Source organism: Actinosynnema pretiosum (assembly GCF_024171695.1).
Classification (GTDB): Bacteria; Actinomycetota; Actinomycetes; order Mycobacteriales; family Pseudonocardiaceae; genus Actinosynnema; species Actinosynnema pretiosum.
On record NZ_JAMTCF010000017.1, the window covers coordinates 119206 to 143171 of the forward strand.

Here is a 23966-nt window from a genome sequence, read left to right on the forward strand (position 1 = left end):
CGGGAGTCCCGTGGGGGCGCGCTCGGCTGCGGACGCCATGCCGCAGGCCGCCACTCCGCAGTCCCGGCCACCACCCGACCCGCGGAAGCGAAGGGGGGTCGCGCGGGCCCTACCCCGGCGCGACCCCCGGACCGTCCCGACCACCCCGGAGCCGGGACGGGGCCTCAGCCCAGGTCGCCGATGAGCGAGCGCACCTGGTTCGACGGGATCGAGAAGCCGATGCCCACGCTGCCCGCCTCGCCGCTGTCCGACGCGGGCGAGTAGATCGCCGAGTTGATCCCGACCACCTCGCCCGCCGCGTTCACCAGCGGACCGCCCGAGTTGCCGGGGTTGATCGACGCGTCGGTCTGGATCGCCCGGTAGCTCACGCTGCGCCTGCCGGTGCCCGGCACCGACACGGTGCGGTCCAGCGCGCTCACGATGCCCGAGGTGACCGTGCCCTGCAGGCCCTCCGGCGAGCCGATCGCCACGACCTGGTCGCCGACCCGCACCGAGTCCGAGTCGGCGAACACCGCCGCCGTCAGCCCGGACACGCCCTCCGCCTGGAGGACCGCGAGATCGCTGTCGGCGTCGGCGCCCAGCACCTTCGCCTGCACCGTGCGACCGTCGTCCAGGGTGACCGAGACCTGCTGCGCGCCCGCCACGACGTGGTTGTTGGTCAGCACGCGCCCGTCCGAGGACAGCACCACCCCGGACCCGACGCCCCGCGACTGCGCGGTCGCCACGTTGACCTGGGCCACGCTCGGCAGGACCTTCTCCGCGATCGCCGACACGTCCGGCGACACGCCCTTCGTCGACACCACCGGCGTGCTCACCGCCGCGGTCGACGTGGCGGCGTCCGGGGCGCTCAGCGCGCCCACCACACCACCGGTCGTCCCGCCGACCAGCGCGGCCACCAGGGCCGCCATCGTCACGGCCGTGCCGGTCCGCCGCCAGAACCCCGGTGCGACGGCTGGCGCGGCAGGCTCGTCCAACGACCCCCGCGAGGAGGGGAAGTCCTGTCGTGTCTCGGTCATGGCACCACTGTCGGCCCGGAGCTTGTGAATTCCCTGAGCGCCCGCACAGGAGAAGCCAAGAAACCGCGCCCCGTGACCGGTGTCACCGCCCGTGGCGCGTCCGGGCCCGGCTCACCGGTCGTCCGGGTCCAGCCCCAGCAGCTCCGCCACGTCGTCCTCGGTCAGCGGCTCCGCGTTGAACAGCACGCCCTGCCCCGCGCTCACGCCCAGCTCCCGCAGCCGCCGCGCCTCGTCCGAGGTGCTCACGTGCACCGCGTGCAGCTCCAGCCCCAGCTTCCGGCTCCACGACAGCAGCGCCACCGCCGCCGCCCGGTCCACCAGGTTCGCCCCCTCTGCCAGCCCGCGCACCGGCGGCCCGCCGAACTTCAGCGCCGACAGCGGCAGCTGCCTGATCCGGTCCACCGCCACGTTCCCGCCGCCCAGCTGGTCCAGCGCGAGCAGGACCCCGTGCGAGGCCAGGATGTTCAGCTCCTCCACCTGCTCCTCGGTCAGCGCCGACGGCAACCTCTCCGGCAGCTCGAACCGCAGCTTGCGCGGCGGCAGCCCGGTGTCCCGCAGCACCTGCCGCACCCACGCCACCAGCTCCGGCTCCTGGCACTGCCGCACGCTCAGGTCCACCGACAGCACCGGCGCGGCCTCGCCCAGCGCCGCGAACCACCGCCCGGCCCGCGCGCACGCCCGCTCCAGCGCCCACCGCTCCAACCGCAGCCCCATGCCGGTGCGCTCCAGCAGCGGCCCCAACCGCCGCAGGTCCACCAGCCCGCGCTTGGCGTGGTCCCAGCGCAGCACCGCCTCGACCGCCACCACCGACCGGTCGGCCAGCGCGTGCACCGGCTCGTAGTCCACCCGGAAGTCGCCCTGCTCGGTCCCGCCCGCCACCGACGCCGCCAGCGCCGCCGAATCCCGCTCGCGCGCGTCCCGGTCCGGGTCGTACAGCGCCCACCCGGCCTTGCCGGAGCCCTTGGCCCAGTCCAGCGCCACGCCCGCCCTGCGCAGCAGCTCCCCGTCCGGCAGGCCGGGCCCCGTGCGGGCGACCACGCCCACGCTGGCCGAGATCCCGATGCCCCGCTCCTCCCACCACACCGGCTCGGCCAGCTCGCGCAGCGCCCGCTCGACCAGGTCCAGCACCGGAGGCAGGTCCGAGCCGGTCACCAGCACGCCGAACTCGTCCCCGCCCACCCGCGCGATCCGCGCGCCACCGCCGAACACCGACCCCAGCGCGGACACCGCGGCCCGCAGCGCCCGGTCGCCCACCTCGTGCCCGAACGCCCCGTTGACCACCCGGAACCCGTCCAGGTCGAACAGCGCCACCACCAGCGACCCCGACCCCTGCGCGCCCTCCTCGCTCTCCAGCCAGCCGAGGAACTGGGCCCGGTTCGCCAGCCCGGTGAGCGGGTCGTTCAGGCTCTGCCGCACCAGTTGCAGCTGCAGCGCCCTGACCTCGTCCAGGTCCTCCACCACCGCCACGTAGCAGCGCACGTCCCCGTCGCGCCCGCGCACCGGCGTGATCGCGAGCTGCGCCGGGATCGCCTCGCCGTCCGCGCGCACCAGCCGCTTCTCGGTCTGCACCCCGTCGCGCTCGCCCGAGCGCAGCTGCCCGCCGAGCCTGCGCAGCGCGGGCAGGTCGTCCGGGTGCACCACCTCCCGCGCGCTCAACCCCGCGACGCGGTGCGGCGGGTAGCCCAGGATCGCGGGCAGCGCGGCGTTGTGGTCGACCACGCGGCCGTCCGGGGCGACCTCGGCGATGGCCAGCGCGGAGGTCCGCCACACGGCCCGGAACTTCGCCTCGCCCTCCTCGCGGACCTCGGCGGCGGCCCGCTCCGCCACGGCCTCGGCGAACCCGGCGGCGAGCGCGCCCAGCGCGACGGGCGCGCGGTCGGCGGCCGGGTGGTTCGCGCCGAACCGGTGGACCAGGTGCGGGCGCAGGTGCTCGGCCAGGAACGCCACGGTCCGCTGGAGCGCGCCGGGGTCGGACAGCCCGTGCCCGACCAGCGCCCGCCCGACCCGGCGGGCGGTCTCCTCGGGCTCGTGGTCGTCCACCGAGGACAGGGCGGCGGTCAGCCGCAGCAGAAAATCGTGGTGGGACTCGGCGGCCTCGCCCTCCGAGGCGAACGCGCCCGCGTCCCCGTCGTCCACCCCACCGCCCGCGCTCCCGTTCACCTCCGGCGCCCGGCCGTCCCGCAGACCCGGTCCCTCCGGCCGGAGCGCGGGTCCGGGGAGCACCTCGGCCCAGCGCTGCGCGAAGCCCTCGTGGGCGGCGGACGCCCCGAGGTCGGTGCGCGGCTCCGGGGCGTCTCCCGCCCCTCCGGCCGTCTTCATTCAGCCCCGGTGCTCAATCGCGTTACACATTCCTGATCGCGTTCACTCCAATGGAGGAATAAGCCGATGCGCATGCGGCATTGAGCTTACTGGGGGATGGGTGCGCAGGCGCAACACGAACGCGGCGACCGGACGGGCCGGGTGGACCGGACCCGGCGAAGTGGCCCGGTCCACCCAGGTAGCGGGGGTGGCGCCGGTTCGGGGAACCACCGGGACCACCGCGCGGCAAAGGACTCCGCGCTTTGTTGATCTTTCCGTTCTTCCCGGCGCCCGCACAAATCGCACGCGGCCCACCACCCGGCCCGGCTTCGGGACCGGTGGCGGTTCCCGCGGAAAAGCGCTGCGGGCACTGGAAAACCGCTTCGCCGCCCGGTTGCGGGGACGCGGTCGGCTCCGCCCAGTGCAGCAGCGCGCCCCTCGCCCGTCAACGTTCCGCGCCCGGCGTCCAGATGCCGGAAACCCTTGACCCGACACCGTTTCGCCGACCTATCCTCACCGCAGCCGCGTTGCGGGGCGCAGGCGTGCGAGGCAAGTCCGTTCCACGTGCGAAGGAGCCCCGTGACCGCAGCACCGCACCCCCCAGGCGCCCGCGCGACCGTCGTGGTCGTCGGCGGCGGCCCCCGCGCGTCCGGACTGCTCGAACGCCTGGGCGCCAACGCCCCCGAGCTGCTAGCCCGACCGCTGGAGGTCCACCTGGTCGACCCGCACCCGGTCGGGGCCGGGCGGGTCTGGCGGCACGAGCAGTCGCCGCTGCTGCGGATGAACTCGATGGCCGAGGACGTCACGGTGTTCACCGACGACAGCGTGGTGTGCGAGGGCCCGGTGCGAACCGGCCCGTCACTCGCCGAGTGGGCGGACCTGGTGCGCTCGGGGGAGATCGAGGTCCCCCTCGACGACGCCGTCCGCGCCGAACTAACCGCGATGCGCCCGACCTCGTTCCCGTCGCGACGGGTGCAGAGCGCCTACCTGTCCTGGTTCCACCGCCTGGCCGTCACCCGGCTGCCCGAGGGCAGCACGGTGGTCGAGCACGTGGGCGAGGCCGTCCGCCTCACCGGCGACCAGACCCAATCCGTCTGGCTCGAAGGCAAAGCAGAACCACTGGTGGCCGACGTGGTGGTCCTCGCACTCGGCCACCTGGACGCCGACCCCACCCCCCAGGAGTCCGCACTGGCCGCGCAGGCCAAGGCCGCCAACCTCCGCTACCTCCCCCCGGACTACACCGCCGACACCGACCTCTCCACCGTCCCGGAGGCCGAGGACGTACTGGTCCGAGGCCTGGGCCTGGCGTTCATCGACCTGGCCGTCCTGCTCGCGCAAGGCAGGGGAGGCCGCTTCGCGCGGGAGAACGGCGTGCTGCGCTACCACCCGAGCGGCCGGGAACCGAGACTCCTGGCAGGCTCACGCCGAGGCGTCCCCTACCACTCGAAGACCGGCTACCGCCTCCAAGGCGCTCCTCCGGAACCACCCCGCTTCCTCAACGTGCCAGCCCTCCTGGACCGCCCCGGCGAAATCGACTTCCGCCACGACGTCTGGCCCCTGATCGCCAAGGACGTCGCACTGGGCTTCTACCGCGAACTGTTCACCGCCCACCCCGACCGAGTCCGCCGCCCCTGGCCCGACTTCTCCAAGGCCTTCGCCGAACTCGACTGGCACTCACCCGCCATGCGCACCCTGGAGGCGGAGTCGATCCCGTCCACCGAGGACCGCCTGGACTTCGAGACCTTGGACCGCCCCCTGCGCGGCCTGGTCCTGGCCGGTCCCGAAGAACTCCAGTCACACCTGCGCACGCACATCACCGCCGACGTGACCCGACGCGCCGACCCGACCCACAGCGCCGACCTGGGCGCGTTCCTGGCCCTGCTGGGCGTCTACGGCGCCCTACCCCCGCTGTTCGCCTCAGGCCGCCTGGTGAACGAGGACGGCTGTTGGCACGGCTTCTTCAGCTTCCTGGCGAGCGGCCCACCACCGGACCGCCTGGAGGAACTCCTGGCCCTGTCCGAAGCCGGGGTGGTCCGCTTCCTGGGCGGAGAACTGGAGGTGCAGGTGGAGAACGACGAGTTCGTAGCCCGCTCCCCGAACACCCCAGGCACCGAGACCCGCGCCAAAACCCTGATCGAGGCCCGCCTCCCCGACCACACCCTCCCCAGAACCCGCAGCCCCCTGCTGCGCCGCTTGGTGGCAGCGGGCGAGGTCCTGGACGTGGCAGGCCTGGTCCGCGTAGACCCAACCGACAGCGCCCTGCTCGACCACAACGGCCACCCACACCCCAGACGCTTCGCGGTGGGCCCCTACACGAACAACAAGGCACACGCCGCATTCGCCAGACCAAAAACGAACGCGCCAGGCTTCAGACAAAACGACGCGGTGGCACGAGCAGCCCTCAAAGCCCTGGCTTCCACCCCAACGCCCCCCAGTTGATCCGCACCACACCAACGGACCGCAAGCCAATCGCACTCGCGGGCTGCGGGGCGAGCGCAGCGAGCCCAAGCAGCCCCACTCCCGCGTCCCTCTTCTCCGTGTGGCCTGGCGAAGCCCGAGCGCAGGTGTCAAGACGCCGCCGCACCGCGCGGCAGACTGCCTGGTCAAACGGCGTCTTGACGCCTGTGCTTGCCTGAAAGGAGGCCACACGGAGAAGAGGGACCCGGACCACCGCAGGGGTACAACCGCACCACCAACCCAACCGCCACCAGCCGGCAGAGCCCGTGTCCCCTCTTTTTTGGAGGTCTGCCCCGCCGGCGAGGCGCGCCCTTAAAGCCCTTGCCCCTCCCCCAAACCTCCCCCTCCCCTAAATCCCCCCAGGCCCATCCACCTTCCCGCTCAACTCCTCCCCCTCCGTCAACCGCAAATCCCGATACCGCCGCAAAGCCTCAGACCAGTGCGGAACCGCCTGCTCCGCCATCCCCAACCGCTCCAGCACATCCCCGATGGCCCGGTGGCACAAAGCCTCCTGGTACCGATCCCCAATAGCCTCGGCCAACGCCAACCCGGCCCGATAGGACTCCAAAGCCTCCTCAGGCCGCCCCAACTCCTGCAACACCGCCCCCACCGTGTGCAGCGTCGCCGTGTGCGCCTTGGTCGGCGAGTCCCCGCTGAACAACCCCAGCGCCTCCACCGCGTGCCCCAGCGCCAGCTCCGGTTCCCCCCGAGCCAGCAGCACGTTCGCCAGGTTGTTCAACCCGCTGGCCCGAGACCGCGCGTCCCCGACCTCCCGCGCGATCTCGACCGTCTCCCTGATCCGCTCCTCGGCCTCCGCCAACCGCCCCGCCGCCATCAGGCAGTACCCCAGGTTCGCCAGCGCGGCCAGCTCCAGGTGCCGGTCCCCGATCGCCAGCGCCGCCGACTCCCCGCACGCCGCCACCGCCTCGTCGATCCGCCCCAAATCCGCCAGCGTCGACCCCAGCCGCAGCAGGAACGTCGCCTCCGCGTGCTTGTCGCCGAGCGCCCGCGCCGCCGTCAGCCCGATCCCGCACAGCGCCAGCCGGTCCAGCCGGTTCCCGCGCCGGAAGTGGAACGCGTCCAGGCACAGCGCCAGCTGCCACGTCCGCTCCCGCAACCCCGAGGTGACCGCGATGTCCAGCGCCAGCCCGAGGTTCGCCTCCTCCATCGTGAACCAGCCCAGCGCGGCCTCGTGCGAGCGCAGCTCCGGCGCGCTCGCGGGCTGGTAGCTCAGCGGCTCGAACGGCTGCACGTGGTCCGACAGGTGCCCGCGCGCCAGGTCCGCCACGTGCAGGTAGTAGTCCAGCAGCCGGTGCGCCGCCTCGGTGTTCTCCTCCTCCGGCTCGGTCGCCGCGAGGTGGTGGGTGAACAGCCGCACCAGGTCGTGCCGCGAGTACCGGTCCGGCATGGACTCGTGCAGCAGGTTCGCGTACGCCAGCGTCCGCAGGTGGGTGCGCGCGCTGCCCACGCCGATGTCCATCAGCGCCGCCGCCGTGTAGCTGTCCAGGTCCGTGCCGGGGTGCAGCCCCAGCCGCCGCAGCAGCCGCGCCGCGGCCTCCGGCAGCTCCCGGTAGCTCACCGCCAGCGCCGCGTGCACGCCCGTGCCCGCCTCCAGCGACAGCCCCGACAACCGCCCCTGCTCGTCGCGCAGCTCGTCCACCAGCGACTGGATCGTCCACCTCGGCCTGGACGCCAGCCGCGCGCCCGCGATCCGCAGCGCCAGCGGCAGCCGGTCGCACAGCTCGACCAGCTCCGCCACCGCCTCCGGCTCCTGCTCGATCCGGTGCCTGCCCAGCGCCGCCGCCAGCAGGTCCTCCGCCGTGCCCTCCTCCAGCTGCGGCACCTGCAACGACGTCGCGCCCTCGGTCACCACCAGGTCGTCCAGCAGCAACCGGCTGGTCACCAGCACCATGCACCGCGCCGACCCCGGCAGCAGCGGCCGGACCTGCTCCGCCGACCTGGCGTTGTCCAGCACCACCAGCACCCGCCTGCCCGCCACCAGCGACCGGAACTGGGCGGCCTGCTCCTCCAGGTCCACCGCGATCTGCGAGTCGTCCACGCCGAGCGCCCTCAGGAACCCGACCAGCGCGGTGCGCGGGTCCAGCGGCTCGGTCTCGTCGAAGCCGCGCAGGTTCACGAACAGCTGGCCGTCCGGGAAGTCCGCCGCCACCCGGTGCGCCCAGTGCAGCGCCAGCGCCGTCTTGCCCACCCCGGCCGGGCCGACCAGCAGCCCGATCGCCGAGTCCTGCCCGCCGAGGTCCGCCTCCAGGGTCGCCAGCTCGCAGGCCCGCCCGACGAACCCCCGGTGCTCCCTCGGCAGCTGCGCGGGCGCGCTGACCTGCGGCGCGGACACCGGCCGGGTCGCGACGACCCCGCCGTCCAGCACCGCCTGGTACGCCTCGCGCAGCTCAGGCCCCGGATCGACGCCCAGCTCCTCGGCCAGCTGCTCGCGGGTGCGGTGGAACAGCTCCATCGCCTCGGCCTGCCGCCCCGCGCCGTGCAGCGCGAGCACCAGCCTGGCCACCAGCGGCTCCCGCAGCGGGTGGTCGGCGACCGCGCCGGTCAGCGCCGCCACCGCCTCCTCGGCCCGGTCCAACCGGAACAGCCGGGTCGCCAGCTCCTGCACGGCCACCGTGCGCAGCTCCTCCAGCCGCGCCGACACCGACTCCCGCAGCACCTCGCTCGCCACGTCCGCCAGCACCGGCCCGCGCCACAGCCGCAGCGCCCGCGCCAGGTCCTCGGCCGCCCGCTCGTCGTCCGCGTCCCGCGAACCGGCGACCAGGTCCTCGAACCGGAACACGTCCACGGCGGACCGCTCGGCGGTCAGCAGGTAACCCGGCGAGCGGGTGACCAGCGCCACACCGCCCGACAGCACCTTCCGGAGTTGGGCGATATGTCCCTGAAGGGCCGCTTTGGCCTGGGGGGGCGGTGAGCCGTCCCACACCACGGACAGCAGGCGGTCCCCGGACACCACCCGGTTCAGCTCCAGGGCCAGCGCCGCGAGCACCGTCCTGCGCTTGGCCGCGCCGAGGTGGACCGCGTCCCCACCTGCGGAGACGAGTTCAACCGGGCCGAGCAGGTTCACCCGCATCTGCAGACCTTTCGGCTTCGTCACGGTGCGGCGAAAAGTTTCCCACACACGCATCGCCGACCTATCCACTCGCATTGGTGGCGCGTTGGGTTTGCGTTGGCGACGCCTGGCACGTTGGGTTCCGTCCTGCAGACTGCCTTCGCGAGGGAAACGATGTACATCGACGAAGCGGGAACCGACAACCAGGCCCAGCAGCCGGTTGCGCCGAAGAAGCGCGTCCCCTTGGGCGAAGAGGTCGTGGCGCTCAACGAGACCGTGAACTCCGGCAAGGTCTCGCTCGACCCCGTCGTGGGCGAGGAGCTGCGCAAGATGCTCCTGGAGCAGATCGACCAGGTCGACTCCTGGCTGGAGCGCGCGGGCAGGCTCTCCCGCCCCGCGCCGCTGGGCACCAACCCGGTCAGCGAGCGGATGAAGTCGAAGTTCGAGGAGCGGGCCGAGGGCGACCCCTACTCCTTCGCCTCCGTCATGACCTCCTACCGCGAGGTGCTCCAGCAGACGCACGACTCCGTGCAGAGCGCCATCCGCAACTTCCAGGCCATCGACGAGGAGCACCGCGACGAGCTGCGGCGGCTCAGCGGCGCGGCCAACCTGAACAGCAACTGAGAGGACGAGGCTCGTGGAGCAGGAAGCGGCGGACCTGGTTCTGACCGACACCCAGAACTGGGCGTCCAGGTCGCACCGGGAGCTTTACGACTCGGTCCACACGAACAACGACCCCGGCCAGACCGGTGAGATCGGTTCGGAGTGGGGCCACTTCGGCACCGAGCTGACCGAGGCCGCCCGCGTGATCAACGAGCGGGTCGCGGCCAGCGAGAGCGGCTGGACCGGTGACTCGGCCGACGGCGCGCGCGCCGCGATCAGGCTGCTGTCGGACTGGGTGACCGAGACCGCGGAGACCGCCGTCACGGTGGGCACCAGGGTCCAGGAGCAGGCCCAGATCATGCAGAACGCCAGGACGAACATCCCCGAGCCGGTGGAGTTCAACTGGGACCAGGCCACCAACACGCTCAGCTCGGGCGGCCTGACCTGGCTCGCCTCGTCCTCGGTGGACGTGCAGGCGGCCAACGAGCACGCGCGGCTCCAGCACGAGCACGCCGTGAACGTGATGACGTCGATGGAGAACGACTCCCGCAACGTCGACCAGAACACCCCGAAGTTCAGCCCGCCGTTCAACCCGACCACCGGCGCCTACGAGGAGCCGCAGGTCGCGACCATCCGCACGGTGGACGCGCCCGGCCTCGGCGACGCCTCGGGCGCGCTGACGGCCGCGGGCGTGACCAACCAGGGCGGCCAGGTCTCCGGCTACAGCGGCCCGGCGGGCGCGGGCGGCGCCGGTGGCGGCGGCGCGGTGGCCACCGAGGGCTACAAGCCGGTCGGCGGCAGCGGGTACGAGGGCCCCGGCGGCTCGACCACCCAGGGCGGCAGCAGCGGCTACGCGCCAGCTGCGGCCAGCTACAACGGCCCGTCGGGCGGCACGACCAACCAGAGCTACGCGACCTCCACCCCGGCCGCCGCGTCCGCTCCCACGTACACGCCGCCCGCCAACTCGGGCTACACGCCGCAGGCGCCCACGCCCTCGTACGGCGGGTACACGCCGACCCCGCAGGGCGGCTACACCCCGCCGCAGTCGACGTACACGCCCCCTGGGACGACGAACACCTCGGGGACGACGTACTCGCCGCCGAAGACGACGAGCCCCGGTTACACGAACCCCACGAACAACCCCGGCTACACGCCGCCGAACTACCAGACCGGCGGCAACGGCAACGGCGGGTACCAGAACAACCCGACCAACCCCGGTTACACGAACCCGACCAACAACCCCGGCTACACCCCGCCGCGCACCGGTCCCAACGCGGGCACCGGCTACATCCCGCCGGGCGGGGCCAACACCAACCCCCGCTACACGCCGAACTTCGGCGGCGCGGGCGGCGGTGCGGGCGGCGCAGGCGGTGGCTTCGGCGGCGCCGGTGGCGCGGGCGGTGCGGCGGCGGGTCGCTTCGCCGGTGGCGCCGGTGGCGGCTTCGGCGGCGCGGGCGGTGGCTTCGGCGGCGCCGGTGGCGCGGGCGGTGTCGGCGCCGCGGGCACCCAGCTGGGCGCCGGCGGCTCGTCGGCCGCGTTCGCGGGCGGTCGCGGCGGCGCGCCCGGCGTGGGCTTCGGCCCCGGCGCGGCGGGTGGCGCGGGCGGTTCCGGCACGCCGATGGGCGGCGCCCCGATGGGCGGCGCCGGTGCGGGCGGCCAGGGCGCCGAGGACAAGGAACGCCGTTCCGCCGCGTACATCCGCGGTGAGGACATCTTCGAGGTGCCCGGCGAGAACCTGCCGCCGTCGGTGATCGGCGGGGCCAAGCCCAAGAAGGGCGGCCAGTCGTGATCGAGCCGGAGTACCTGCTCACGCCGCGTCAGCTCGACGTGGTGTGGCAGGACCTCGGGCTGGGCAGGCTGCCCTACCCGCTGGACGTGCCCAGCCTCGGCGCGACCGAGGACGAGCGGGCCCGGCTGCGCGAGCAGGTGCTCGCCGAGCTGGGCGGCCAGCCCGACCACCGGCTGGTCTCGCTGCTGCGGCTGCTGGCCGACCACCGCGTGTCGGTGGACGCCATCGCGCACATCAACCGCCCGATCCGCGCCGTCGCCGTCTCGGACGGCGACCGGGCGGCCCTCGCGATCATCGACGGCGACAACATCGGCCTGCTGGAGATCCGGCCGACGTCGCTGGCCAGGTCCATCGTCGAGGTGCTGCCCGACGGCGCGGCCGGTCCCGGCTCGTCGCTGTCGCTGCGGGTCGAGACCATGAGCGCGGCGGTCGCGATGCAGGGTCAGGCCGACGGCGACGAGGACGACCCGTGGGGCGACTCCGAGGTCGACGAGCGCACCGCGCTGCAGCGCGCGGGGCTGTCCCGCGAGGACGCCACCGCGCTGAGCGAGCTGGCGGCCAACCGCAAGGCGGGCGGGCAGTTCGGGGTGTCGCACGGCGGCGCGGGCGGTTACCGGGCGCAGCGGGCCGGGGTGACCATCACCTGGTTCGACACGCACCAGGGGCGGTACCTGATGGTCCGGGAGAACGGGTGGCTGAGCCTGGCGCCCACGGACAACGACCGGATCGCCAGCCGGATCGACTCGGTGCTGGCCGGGGTCGCCTGAGAAGCGTCGTGGAGTGAGCGGAGGGCCCCGTCGCGCTGGTGCGCGGCGGGGCCCTCTCGCGTTTTGCGCCTCTCGTCTCTGACCTCCCGCCTCCCGCCTCCCGCCTCCCGCCTCCCGCCTCCCACCTCCCACCTCCCACCTCACGGGGGTTCGGTCGCCGGGGCGTTCCCGCAGTCGCCCGGCCGGTCCGGGCGTTCCCGCCGGGTGGACGCGCTTGAAGCGCGGGCCGGGGGGTTGCATCCTCGGGAGCGGTGCCCGGCCGCTGCCCTCGGAGAGGTGGGAGTCTGATGATCGAGTCGTCGGTGGGTCTGCGCGGGGTGTTCCGCGACTTCCCGCAGGGCGTGGGCATCGTGACCGCGAACGGCGGCGACGGCCCGGTGGGCGTCACGGTCAGCTCGATCACCTCGGCCAGCCTCGACCCGCCCCTGGTGGTCGTGTGGATCGGCCAGGGCGCGTCCGCGTGGCCGGTGCTGCGCACCGCCCCGCTCTTCGCCCTGCACCTGCTGCACGCGGGCCAGACCGCCCTGTCCGACCTGTTCGCCCGCACCGGGGCCGACCGCTTCGGCGCGGGCACCCGCTGGGAGCCGGACGGCGACGGCGTCCCCCACCTGCTCGACGCCCCGGCCCGCCTCAGGTGCCGCACGTCCCGCCGGATCGCGGTGGGCGACCACGTGGCCCTGGTGGGGGAACCGCTGGCGATCGAGCACACGGCGGGCACCTCGCCGCTGGTGCGGTTCCAGGGGCGCTACACGTCCGTGGCGTAGCGGCTGCGGCGGCGCAGCGGCTACAGCTGGAACCCCGCACGCGGGCGCGTGGTCGACGAGGCCAGCTCGCGCACCCTGGACGCGGGCAGCGGCACGCCGTCCGCCGCCTGGAACCAGGCCACCACCTCCGCCACCGGCAGCCCCTCGGGCGGCAGACCGGTGTACGGCACGGCGTACAGCGGGGTGTTCGGCTCGCTGAGCCAGCTCTCGGCCAGCGAGCCCAGGTCGACCGCGTCGAACCCCAGCGCGTCCAGCAGGGCGGCGACCTCGGCCTTGGCCGCCGGGTCGTCCCCGGAGACCGGCAGCGCGGTGCGGTCGGGGGCGCCCTCCGGCCGGTGCAGCTGCAAGAGCTGCCGGGGACCGATGTTGTGCAGCGCCTTGACCACCCGCGCGCCCACCAGCACCCGCTGCACCAGCTCGCTGGAGGTCAGCTCGTCCCGGTCCAGCTCGGGGTTCTCCCAGCCCGCCTTGCGCGCGTAGTTCATCGGGTCGACCACGACCTTGCCCGCCAGCTCCGCCACCGGCAGCCGGTCCAGCGCGGTCAGCGGCACGGCGGCCACGACCACCTCGCCCGCCAGCGCCGCCTCCACCGGGGTCGCCGCGCTCGCCCGCCCGCCCAGTTCCGCCACCAGCCCGGCCAGGGACTCCGGGCCGCGCGAGTTGGCCAGCACGACGCGCAGCCCCGCGTCGACCGCGCGCCGCGCCACACCCGCCCCGACCATGCCGGAACCGATGACGCCCAGGGTGGTTGTGCTCACTGCCCGCTCCTCACCTGCGCCCCGACCACCGGGGCGCGCCTCCCATCAGACCCGCCGCGCACCGGGCGGACAACGAGCGGACCCGCCCCGCAGCGATCACGTCCCGTGATAGATCAGAGGGGTGGAACTGCGCGCGCTGCACTACTTCGTGACCGTCGCCGAGGAGCTGCACTTCGGCCGGGCCGCCGAGCGGCTGCGGATCGTGCAGCCCGCCGTGAGCCAGCAGGTCGCGCGGCTGGAGCGGGAGCTCGGGGCGCGGCTGCTCGACCGGACCTCCCGGCGGGTGCGGCTGACCCCGGCGGGCGAGCGCGTCCTCGTCGCCGCCCGCGAGGCGCTGGCCGCCGCCGCGCGGGTGCGGGTGGTGGCGGGGGAGCGGGGGGCGGTGGTGCGGATCGGGCTGGCGTCCTGCGTGGACGCGCGGGTCGACCGGGCGCTCGGGCGACTCGGCGACGTGGAGCCGGAGCTGGTGGACCTGCCGGTGTCCGCGCGCCTGGCGGCCGTGCGGGCGGGCGAGCTGGACGTGGCCCTGGTGCGCGGCGCCGCGCCGTCCGGGGGCGACGTGCGGGTGGCGCGCGCGTGGACCGAGCGGCTGCACGCCGTGGTGTCCCACGAGCACCCTGCGGCGGGCGCGATGTCGGTGAGCTTGGCCGACCTGTCCCCGGAGGGCCTGCGCCTGCCCGCGCGCGAGGTGGACCCGCCGCTGCACGACGCGATCCTGGCCGCCCTGCCGACCGCGCCGAGGCGCCCGCCGTCGGGGGACCTGATGAACGCCCTGTTCGAGGTCGGCCGCGACCCGGCGGGCTGGGCGCTCCTGCCGGAGGGGCAGGTGGCGAACGTCCGACCGGGCCGGATCGTCCCGGTGCCCCTCGACCCGCCGCTGGCGGTGGACGGGCACGTGGTGGCCTCGGCGGTGACGCCCGCGTCGTGCCTGGCGTCGTACGCGGCGGCGTTCGGGGACTGAGGCGCGCGCCCGGCTGAGGCGCGCGCCCACCGCCGGGCGCGCGCCCCTGAAAACCCGCTACCCCACCGCCTTCGCCGCCGCCCGCCCGGCGGTCCGCCCCGAGAACAGGCACCCGCCCAGGAACGTCCCCTCCAGCGCCCGGTACCCGTGCACCCCGCCCCCGCCGAACCCGGCCGCCTCACCGGCCGCGTACACCCCCTCCAGCACCGACCCGTCCTGCGCCAGCACCCGCCCCGACAGGTCCGTGTGCAGCCCGCCCAGGGTCTTGCGGGTCAGCACCGACAGCCGCACCGCGATCAGCGGCCCCGCCTTCGGGTCCAGCAGGGCGTGCGGCTCGACCACGCGCATCACCTTGTCGGTGAGGAACTTCCGCGCATCGCGCATCGCGTTCACCTGCATGTCCTTGCCCAGCCCCGACAGCACCTGCCGGTCCCGCTCCACCACCACCCGCTGCAGCTCGGCCGCGTCCACCAGGTCCTCGCCGACCAGCGCGTTCATCCCCGCCACGACCTCCGCGACGGTCCGCCCGGTGATGAACTCCGGCGACCGGTTCGCGAACACCTCCACCGGCGTCACCGCGCCCGGCAGCACGCGCTTGAGCAGCATCTTCACGTCCCGCCCCGTCAGGTCCGGGTTCTGCTCCGACCCCGACAGCGCGAACTCCTTGCCGATGATCCGCTGGTTCAGCAGGAACCACGAGTGCCCGTAGCCGGTCTTGACGATGTGCTCCAGCGCCCCCAGCGCGTCGAAGCCGGGGAACAGCGGGATCGGCAGCCGCTTGCCGGTGGCGTCCAGCCACAGCGGCGACGGGCCGGGCAGGATGCGGATGCCGTGCCTGCTCCACACCGGGCTGTGGTTGTCGATGCCCTCCGGGTAGTGCCACATGCGGTCCTCGTTGATGATCCGCCCGCCCGCGTCGTTCACCACCTGGAGCATCAGGCCGTCCACGTGGTCCGGCACGCCCGAGAGCATGTGCGCGGGCGGCGTCCCCATCCGCGCGGGCCAGTTGCGGCGCACCAGCTCGTGGTTGCCGCCGATCCCGCCCGACGTCACCACCACGGCCTGCGCGCGCAGCTCGAACGACCCGGCCACCTCGCGCGAGGACGGCGCCGCCCGCTCCACGGCGGACGGCACGAGCACCTCGCCGCTCACCCCGTCGACGACGCCGCCGGTGGTGGTCAGGCCGGTGACCCGGTGCCGGAAGCGGAACTCCAGCAGCCCGGCGGCCACGGCCTCGCGCACCCGCTTCTCGAACGGCTCGACGATGCCCGGCCCGGTGCCCCAGGTGACGTGGAAGCGCGGCACCGAGTTCCCGTGCCCGCCCGCCAGGTACCCGCCGCGCTCGGCCCACTGCACCAGCGGGAAGAACCGCACCCCCAGCCCGTGCAGCCAGGCCCGCTTCTCGCCGGAGGCGAAGTCCACGTAGGCCTCGGCCCACCGCTTCGGCCACTCGTCCTCGGGGCGGTCGAACGCCGCCGAGCCCAGCCAGTCCTGGAGCGCCAGCGCCGCCGAGTCGCGCACCCGCAGCCTGCGCTGCTCGGGGGTGTCCACCATGAACAGCCCGCCGAACGACCACCAGGCCTGCCCGCCGAGCGAGGCCTCGGGCTCCTGGTCGAGCAGCAGGACCTTGCGCCCGGCGTCCACCAGCTCCGAGGCCGCGACCAGCCCGGCCAGTCCCGCGCCGACGACGATGACATCCGCGTCATGTGCCATCGGGCGAGTCTAGAGGCGTCCGGCGGTGCGGCACGAGACCTGAATATTTTTCAGAACAGCCCCGTCCTGGCACGTCCGGGCCCCGCGACCCACCCCCTGGAACAACCCCTCTGGAACCACCCCTGGAAACACCGGAGCCCGCCCCCGCCGAAGCGGGGACGGGCTCCGGGAACCGGATCAGGCGGTCAGGCCACGTTCCGCACGACCACCACGCCGCTGCCGACGGACACGCCGTCGGACGTGCGCACGACCAGCTCGCCGCGCAGCTCGCGCCCGTCACCGGGCTTCGCGTTCGCGGTCACCGTGCCGGTCGCGGTCCACGTCGCACCGGCGGTGCGCACCGCGTCGGTGTCCGCCACGGCCACCGAGCCCAGGCTCGGCGCGGTGAACACGTCCAGGTAGTCGTACTCGGTGGTCCCGGCGGGCACCGCGTACCCGTCCACGACGACCCGCCACGCGCCGGGCGCGGGGTTCGCCACCGACACGGCCTCCTCCGAGTCCGCGTCCGCAGACTGCACGTACAGCACGCACGACCCGGAGGTGCAGTTGTAGAGCAGCAGGTCCAGGTCGGCGGTCACGTCGCTGGTCTTGCCGATCGACGCCCGCAGCTGCGTGGCGCCCGCGGGCACGACCAGGTCGTACTGCGCGGTGGTGCCGTCGGCGATGGTCGGCCGCGCCACCTTCGCGCTGCCCAGCGGCCCGCCGACCAGCTTGCCGGTGAACGTCGCCAGCGAGTTGGTCACCTGGTACTGGCGCTCCACCGGCGTCCCGGCCACGACGGACTCGATCACGTCCGGGTTCGGCGTGATCGCGGTGCCCAGCACCGAGGCGGTCACCGAGTACTTGGCCACGTCCGCGTCCGAGGTGCGCCGCGCCTCGACCACGATCTCCCACACGCCCGGCGTCGGGTTCGCGGCGGTGCGGCTGGTGGCCGTGCCACCGGCGCAACCCGCGCCCGCGTCGGGGTTGTAGCAGTTGGTCGACGAGGTGGTGTCGAACGGCACGCCGTACGGGTCGAAGCGCAGGAACCGCACCTGGCCCTTGCCGGGGTCGCCACCGGCGGTCATGTCGACCTTCAGCGCGCTGGCGCCCTCGGGCACCTTCACGAAGAAGCTCTGCGACTGGTTGCGCGGCAGGTCACCGGTCCTGGTGACCTGGTACGAGCCCTTGGCGGTGAACTCGTCGGCGGCGAAGACCGTGTTCAGGGTCATCGCGTCGACACCGGCCGTGGACGAGTTGTCGATCTCCAGCACGGCCGAGTGCACGCCGACCGACTTCGGCTTGACCTTCACGGCCAGCTGCACCGGCTTGTTCAGCGGCAGGGTGATCCTGGTGCCCGAGGAGAACGTGCCGTCGTTGCCCTTCCACGACAGGCCGAACTGCTGGTTCTTGTCCGGGCCCGTGGTGCGGGTCAGCGTGTAGGTGCGGGTGTACTCCTTGCCCACGACGACGCCCTCGCGGTCGTGGATGCCCACGCCGACGCCCGGCGTGGCCAGCAGGTCGTCCAGCGCCGTGTCGACCTCGACCGAGGTGGTCACGTTCTGGGTGTTGACGCCCCGGTTCAGCTCGGCCCAGGCGCGCTTGACGTCGAAGAGCCCGGCGCCCTGCTCGTAGGCCTGGAGCGAGGAGACCCACTTGGCGCCGGTCTTGATCGCGGTGCGCAGCTGCGCGGCGTTCGGGCGCCGGCCGTCGTGCGTGGCCTTGTACGCGCTCACCAGCAGCGCGGCGGCGCCGGTCGCCTGCGGGGCGGCCATCGAGGTGCCGTTCAGCATGGCGTAGCCCGCGGGCAGCTCGTAGGTGCCCGCGACGGGGCCGGAGGGCAGCCACTGCGGGGTCGTCGCGACGGCCGAGCCGGGCGCGACGACGTCCGGCTTGAAGCCGCCGTCCTCGCGCGGGCCGCGCGAGGAGAAGCCGTGCAGGCCCTCGGCCTGCTTGGTCACCGAGCCGTAGTTCGACAGCCAGGTCTGCTTGGTGATGTACGAGCCGACGCTGATCGAGTCGGTGGCCACCGACGGGTCGCCCACGGTGTTCGCGCCCGCGCCGCTGTTGCCCGCGGAGATGAACAGCTGCACGTTGTACTCGGCGATCGTGCGGTTGTAGAGCTCGGCCCGCGCGTTGTTGCCGTCGTTGAGCGGCGGGAGGCCGCCGATGGAGATGTTGACGACGTCGGCGCCGTTGCGCGCCGCGTACAGCACGCCGTCGATCAGGCCGCTGCTGGTGCAGGACGGGGTCGACAGGCAGACCTTGACCGCCATCAGCTTCGCGCCGGGCGCCGCGCCGACCATCTTGCCGCCGAACAGGTTGTTGGCGGAGGTGATGCCCGCGACGTGCGTGCCGTGCTGGGCGGCGGAGATGCCGATGTTCACGTACGGGGTGCCGCCGTTGTCGTACACCGACTTGTCGGTCTGCACGACGAACGCGATCTGCTCGACGGTGCCCGTAGCCGGGTTGTCGACGCCGAAGTGGCCGACGTCCTTCTTGTGCTTGTAGTCGATCATCGGCTTGTCGTCGGTGAAGTCGCCGTCACCCTTGACGTCGACCCGCACCTCGCGCGTCGAGACGTCCTGCAGCACGCCGAAGGCGTCGTTGCGGTCGCCGTCGCGGTTCAGGTCGCCGCCGGTCTCGCTGTTGCTCAGGCCCAGGTCGCCCGCGGTCTCGCGGAACAGGCCGAAGCTGTACGTCGCGCCCCTCGGCACCTTGTAGGTGACGCCGCCGACGGTGAAGTCGGAGGTGTAGCGGCCGGACATGCCGAGCCACGTGCCGTCGCCGGAGTTGGTGGCGTTGGCGTTGTACCAGTCGACGACCTTGGTCTCACCGGTCGTGGTGGTCTTGAGCGCCGGGTGGTCCAGGTCGATGCCGGTGTCCAGCACGGCGATCGTGGTCCCGCGACCGTCCCACTTGGAGTGCGCGTCCGTGAACTGCGCGGCCTGGGTGTCCTGGGTCGGCAGGTACGGGTTCTTCTTGGGCGTCTTCGCGTCCGGCGCCTTCTGCGGCAGCGGCGCGGCGGCCCCCTCGGGGCGCGGGTCGTCCAGCGCGACGAGCCCGTCGACGTCCACGGCGCGGACGGCGTCCAGCTTCGCGGCCTTCTCCGCCTTGTCGCGCGGCAGCGACACCTTGGCGTAGTCGATGTCGTGCTCGGTGGACTGCACGGTGCCGCCGAGCGCCTTGAGCTCGTTCACCGCCGAGTCCAGCTCGCCCTTCTCGGCGGCGACCAGCAGGGTCACCTCGGGCTGCCCGGCGCGCTCGGCCTCGGCGATGCGCTCGCGGTCGAGCGAGTCGAGCTGCTTGGACGCCTCGGGGGCGCCCTGCGGTGCTTCCTGCGCGAGCGCGGGAGTGGCGGCGAAGCCGATCCCAGAGGTGCCGAGCACGGCCGCGAGCAGAGCCGCCCCCGTGCGGTGCCGCCACCGTCTGCCTGAGTTGTTCACGGCGCAAACCCTTCGTGGGGAAAGATTGGCGCAAGCACATCGCTGGACGGGTGCCGAAACAATCAGACGAACGGCTCAAGCGCGGATTCCACATTGGACCAGCAGGCCTCTTGCGCGAGCGCGCCGGAAGTGCCGCAGAACCCCGTGGAGGGTGCGACGCCTTCAGACAAGAGCCGACCGGCGGGAATGTCAACCGGTGTCAAAGGTGAAAGCGGGAAATCGGCGCGGGGGTGCTAACGAAAGGCCTCGGGCGCCGATGCGGGCCGTCACCGGGCGAGCACGGGCGGTCGTGCTCGGGCGCGCTGCGGTGAACCCCGCCACAAGCGGGCATCGTCGGGCGGTCCCGTTCGTTGGGCCTACTGGTCGGCGCGGTGGACGTTGCGCCGCGCACCCCCGTTCCGCAGGGCACTCCCCCCTGGCCCGCGGATCCGCGCGGGGGTGTCGCGCGCTCCCGCCGAGGTCGACCGCCGTCGGCCGGACGGCGTCCCCCCACCGCTCGGCCGACGGCCCGGACAATGGCGGGCCCGGCGGGTCGAACGCGATCCGCCGGGCATTGACCCCGCCTTTGCCGGATTGCGCGCGTCCCGCGCTTCGAGGGGTGAGCCACGACGCATTCATGACGCCGCCGGGTCACCCGCATTGCCCGCGCATTTCCACCACCGGTCCGCCACCGGCTATCTCCCGGCATCCGGACGCGCCCGCGCTCGGCGGTCCGGACCATCACGGTTCCGGCAGCCGGTGCTCCACCGGCTGGTCCACGTCGACCCGCCGGACGCCCGCCAGCGCGGCGAACGCCTCGGCCCGCTCGACCGGCACGGCCAGCCGCGCGTACCCGACCGCCGCGTCCTCGGCCAGCACCCGCGCGCCCGCCGCCCGCGCCGCCGCGACCACCTCGGCCTCGCGCCCGCGCTCGGCCGCCACCAGCAGCTCGACCTCGCTCGCGCCCGCGCGCCGCGCCTCCCGCAGCGCCGCCCTGCCCTGCTCGCTCAGCTTCGACGTCTCTCCAGGCACCGGCGCCTCCGCGCTCGTCGTACCGGCCGCCGGAACGGTCGACCGCTGCGGGGACAACGTCCCGGACGTGCTCACCGTGCCCCGCTCCGAGGGCGGCGACGGCGGCGCGCTCGCGGCGCCACCGCCCGAGCAGCCCACGACCGCCGCCGCCACCGCGCCCAGCGCCAGCACCCCGAACCCCGAGCCGCTCCACCGCCGCACCCCGCACCCCCGCACCTCGCACCCCGCTTCCACGCCCGCGCACCCGGAGCCCTCGGCCCCGGCCCCGGCCGTCACGGCGAGGACGGAACCCCGACCCGCACCGGTTGCATCTCCTGCGTGCTCGTCGGCCCGCTGAACGCCTGCACCCGCTCCTCGCCGTCCGCGCTCTCCCCGAACACCCGGTTGTCCCCGTGGTTGTCCCCGTGCGGCTCGGCCGCCTCCGGCCGTCGCGGCGCCGTCTTCGGCATGTCCCGCACCCGCACCTGCGGCAGCGCGCCGGGGTGGTTCGCCCGCAGCCAGGTCACCAGGTGCTCGCGCACCACGCACCGCAGGTCCCACAGGCTCGGGGCGTCCTTGGCGGACACCAGCGCCCGCAGCTTCACGAACGACCGCAGCGCGTCCGTCACCTGGAGCACCGACACCCGCCCGTCCCACAGGTCGGTGCCCTCCAGCGCGTGCCGCAGCTCCTGCCGCATCTCCTCCACCGGCACGGTCCAGTCGACCTCCAGCTCGACCGTGCCGAGCAGCGCCGACTGGGTGCGCGTCCAGTTCTCGAACGGGGTCTTCAGGAAGTGCGAGGTCGGCAGGATCAGCCGCCGGTCGTCCCACAGGTGCACCACCACGTAGGTCAGGGTGATCTCCTCGACCCGGCCCCACTGCTCCTCCACGATCAGCACGTCGTCCAGCCGCAGCGCGTCGCTGAACGCGATCTGCATCCCGGCGAACACGTTGCCCAGCAACGACTGCGCGGCCAGCGCCGCGATCGCGCCGATCACACCGGCCGACGCCAGCAGCGACGCGCCCGCCGCCCGCGCGCCGGGGAAGGTCATCAGCACCGCCGCGACCGCCACCACCGACACCACGCCGACCGTGACCCGGCGCATCAGCCGCACCTGGGTGTGCACCCGGCGGGCGTGCCGGTTGTCGTCCACGTCGATGCGCACGCGGGACAGCGTCGCGTTCTCCAGCACCACCAGCAGCGCGGCCAGCAGCCACGCGCCGCTCAGGATCAGCGCGATCCCGACCGCGTGCAGCGCGGTGGGCCGCCACTCGCCGCTGGCCGTGACGCCGAGCGAGAGCTGCAGGGCCACCAGCGCGGCCACCACCTGGGCGGGCCGGTGCAGGTGCCGGGCCAGGTTGGCGAACAGCTCCGACTTCCGGCCGATCCTGGCGACCGTCCGGTGGACCAGCGCCACGGCGACCAGTGCGACCAGCACCGATCCGGCGAACGTGACGATCGTGACGACGGGGGCGGGCACGCGTGGCACCTCCTCTTCGCGGGTACGTTCCCGTGGGGCGTACCCGCGAGCCCGCCGGTCAAGACCCGAGTGCGGCGTTCGCCACTTCCGCTTGCCCTGAACCGCCCACGGGTGACAATCCGCCCGGCCGCCACCGGCAGCGGTCACCACCGGCAGCGGTCGGCGCCCCACGGCTCGTCGGCCCACCGGGCCCAGGCCAGGTTCCACTCGTTCCAGTGCTGCTTCCGGCCCGACCAGTGGCAGACCCGCAGCTCCTCGGGCAGCCGCGCCAGCGCCGGGGCGGCGTCCACGGACAGCGTCGCCAGGTAGGAGCGGTCGATCCGCCCGGTGGCCTCGTAGCGCGCCACGTTCGCCTCCGCGATCAGCAGTTCCGGGTCGGCGACCGCCAGCGCCAGCACCGCGCCCGCCGCCGTCGCCACCACCGCCCTCGGCAGCCAGGCCGCCGACAGCCGCACCCCGGCGGCCAGCACCGCCAGGCACACCAGGCCCAGCCACAGCTCGGCGGCCAGCGCCAGCACGCGCTGCTCGGTGAACCCGTAGGCCTGCTGGTAGAGCCACATGCGGTGCACGGCCGAGGCGACGATGACCAGGGTCAGCGCGCACAGCGCCCCCGGCAGGGCGCGCAGCCACAGCCGGTCCCGCGCGGTGGCGCGCGCGGCGAACCTGGACACCGCGCCGAGCACGCCCAGCGTGAGCAGGGTGACCACCAGCAGCTGGCCGAAACCGCCGCGCGCGTAGTCGGCGTACGTCAGGTCGGCGGTGACCTGCACGTGCCGGTCGCCGCCGAACAGGGTGCGCAGCTGCACCGCCACGAACGCGGCGAACAGCGCCACCAGCGCGCCCACCGGCAGCGCCCAGTCCCGCCGCGCCACGGCGGGCGCCGGTGCGAGTGGCGCGTCGAAGGTGTTCGGGACCGCGCGCAGCCGGTGCGCGGCCAGCACGCCCGCGCCCGCCGCCGCGCCCAGGACCGCGGTGACCCCGATCGGGGTGTCGGACCGGAGCACCGCGCCCAGCACCAGGTCGGCGAACGCCTCGTCCGCGCTCACCAGCAGCGGGAGGAACACCAGCAGCACCGCGCAGGTCAGCGCCACCGGCCGCAGCCAGCCGCCCGTCGCGCGCGCCGAGACGCCGCGCGCGCCCCAGGACAGCGCGGTCGGCGCGGTGGCGGGCACCGCGACCGAGGCCCACAGCAACCCCCTGGCCGTGCGACCGCCGGTGACCGCGATCGAGGCGGTGACCAGGCCGGTGACCAGGCACAGGGCGAACAGCCAGTCGGACGCGCGGAACGCGGCCACCGACGCGAGCAGCACCGACAGCGCCGCCCAACCGGGGCGGACCCGGCCGACCAGGGCGAGCACGGCGAAGGCGGCGACCGGCCAGCCGACGCCGTGGCTCTCGTACGGGACCACGACCGCCGCGACCACGCCCGCGACCAGCGCGGCGAGGACGGCCCGGCTCCGGCGGGACTCGTCCGGCGGGGTGGCGGGGGAGGGGGTCGCGGGGGTGGTGGCGGCGCGACCGGGTTCCGCCGCCGGGGCGGGGTCCTCGGGTGAGCCGCCGTCCGCAGGTCCGCTCCCGCTCTCCGGCTCAGGTTTCCCCTCGTTCCCCGGTTCAGCTCCGCCCTCCGGCTCAGGTCTCCCCTCGCTCTCGGGCTCAGCTCCCTCCTCGCTCTCGGGCTCAGCACCCCTCTCACGTCCGGGCTCAGCACCCCTTTCCCCTCCGGGCTCAGGTGCCTCGTCCGCGCTCGGCTCAGGTCCGCTGACCGTCACCGACCCGATCCGGTCGCCGTTCCCCGATCCGATCCGGTCGCCGTTCCCCGGCTCGGTCCGGTCGCCGTCCTCCGGCTCGTCCTCGGGTTTTTTGGGCATGGTCGA

15 protein-coding genes are annotated in these 23966 nt (G+C 74.1%); 6 read left to right on the forward strand and 9 right to left on the reverse strand.

The window, feature by feature from the left end; all coding sequences use genetic code 11:
• Positions 1-164: 164 nt before the first annotated feature.
• A complete protein-coding gene (locus tag LV78_RS30165) occupies positions 165-1016 on the reverse strand; it encodes a S1C family serine protease (protein ID WP_253849317.1) in 852 nt (283 codons plus the stop codon).
• Between the two features lie 111 nt (positions 1017-1127).
• Complete coding sequence (locus LV78_RS30170; protein WP_253849319.1) at positions 1128-3335, reverse strand: putative bifunctional diguanylate cyclase/phosphodiesterase; 2208 nt, start codon at positions 3333-3335, stop codon at positions 1128-1130.
• 558 nt (positions 3336-3893) lie between these two features.
• Here LV78_RS30170 and LV78_RS30175 point away from each other — a divergent pair.
• Entirely contained in the window at positions 3894-5753 is a 1860-nt protein-coding gene (locus LV78_RS30175) for an FAD/NAD(P)-binding protein (RefSeq protein WP_253849321.1), read from the forward strand.
• A gap of 367 nt (positions 5754-6120) precedes the next feature.
• On the opposite strand, the gene LV78_RS30180 is transcribed toward LV78_RS30175, so the two are convergent.
• Entirely contained in the window at positions 6121-8862 is a 2742-nt protein-coding gene (locus LV78_RS30180) for an AfsR/SARP family transcriptional regulator (RefSeq protein ID WP_253849323.1), read from the reverse strand.
• A 153-nt stretch (positions 8863-9015) separates the two neighbouring features.
• Here LV78_RS30180 and LV78_RS30185 point away from each other — a divergent pair, with 153 nt between their 5' ends.
• From LV78_RS30185 to LV78_RS30200, 4 genes are all read left to right on the forward strand, one after another.
• Complete coding sequence (locus LV78_RS30185) at positions 9016-9465, forward strand: hypothetical protein (protein WP_253849325.1); 450 nt, start codon at positions 9016-9018, stop codon at positions 9463-9465.
• Positions 9466-9478: 13 nt separating this feature from the next.
• A complete protein-coding gene (locus tag LV78_RS41135; RefSeq protein ID WP_301307607.1) occupies positions 9479-11233 on the forward strand; it encodes a PPE domain-containing protein in 1755 nt (584 codons plus the stop codon).
• Complete coding sequence (locus LV78_RS30195) at positions 11230-12000, forward strand: ESX secretion-associated protein EspG (protein WP_253849327.1); 771 nt, start codon at positions 11230-11232, stop codon at positions 11998-12000. Before LV78_RS41135 ends, LV78_RS30195 begins: the two co-directional genes overlap by 4 nt.
• Before the next feature lie 287 nt (positions 12001-12287).
• Positions 12288-12764, forward strand: coding sequence for a flavin reductase family protein (locus tag LV78_RS30200; protein ID WP_253849329.1), 477 nt, complete (start codon positions 12288-12290; stop codon positions 12762-12764).
• Positions 12765-12784: 20 nt separating this feature from the next.
• Here LV78_RS30200 and LV78_RS30205 read toward each other — a convergent pair whose 3' ends face one another.
• Entirely contained in the window at positions 12785-13522 is a 738-nt protein-coding gene (locus LV78_RS30205; protein WP_253849330.1) for an NADPH-dependent F420 reductase, read from the reverse strand.
• Positions 13523-13643: 121 nt separating this feature from the next.
• Between LV78_RS30205 and LV78_RS30210 the strand changes: the two genes are divergently transcribed.
• Positions 13644-14483, forward strand: coding sequence for a LysR family transcriptional regulator (locus tag LV78_RS30210; RefSeq protein WP_253849332.1), 840 nt, complete (start codon positions 13644-13646; stop codon positions 14481-14483).
• 57 nt (positions 14484-14540) lie between these two features.
• Here the strand turns inward: LV78_RS30210 and LV78_RS30215 are convergent, their stop codons facing one another.
• The 5 genes from LV78_RS30215 to LV78_RS30235 all read right to left on the reverse strand — a co-directional run bounded on the left by LV78_RS30215 (position 14541) and on the right by LV78_RS30235 (position 23960).
• A complete protein-coding gene (locus LV78_RS30215; RefSeq protein ID WP_253849334.1) occupies positions 14541-16196 on the reverse strand; it encodes an FAD-binding dehydrogenase in 1656 nt (551 codons plus the stop codon).
• Positions 16197-16381: 185 nt separating this feature from the next.
• Positions 16382-19621, reverse strand: coding sequence for a S8 family serine peptidase (locus tag LV78_RS30220; RefSeq protein WP_253849337.1), 3240 nt, complete (start codon positions 19619-19621; stop codon positions 16382-16384).
• Positions 19622-20341: 720 nt separating this feature from the next.
• Positions 20342-20908, reverse strand: a complete 567-nt coding sequence (locus LV78_RS30225) for a hypothetical protein (RefSeq protein WP_253849339.1) — start codon at positions 20906-20908, stop codon at positions 20342-20344.
• The gene (locus LV78_RS30230; protein ID WP_253849341.1) at positions 20905-22092 is read right to left on the reverse strand and encodes a mechanosensitive ion channel family protein; all 1188 of its coding nucleotides are present in this window, start codon (positions 22090-22092) and stop codon (positions 20905-20907) included. Before LV78_RS30230 ends, LV78_RS30225 begins: the two co-directional genes overlap by 4 nt.
• 143 nt (positions 22093-22235) lie before the next feature.
• Positions 22236-23960, reverse strand: a complete 1725-nt coding sequence (locus LV78_RS30235; protein WP_253849344.1) for a DUF4153 domain-containing protein — start codon at positions 23958-23960, stop codon at positions 22236-22238.
• Between the last annotated feature and the right edge of the window lie 6 nt (positions 23961-23966).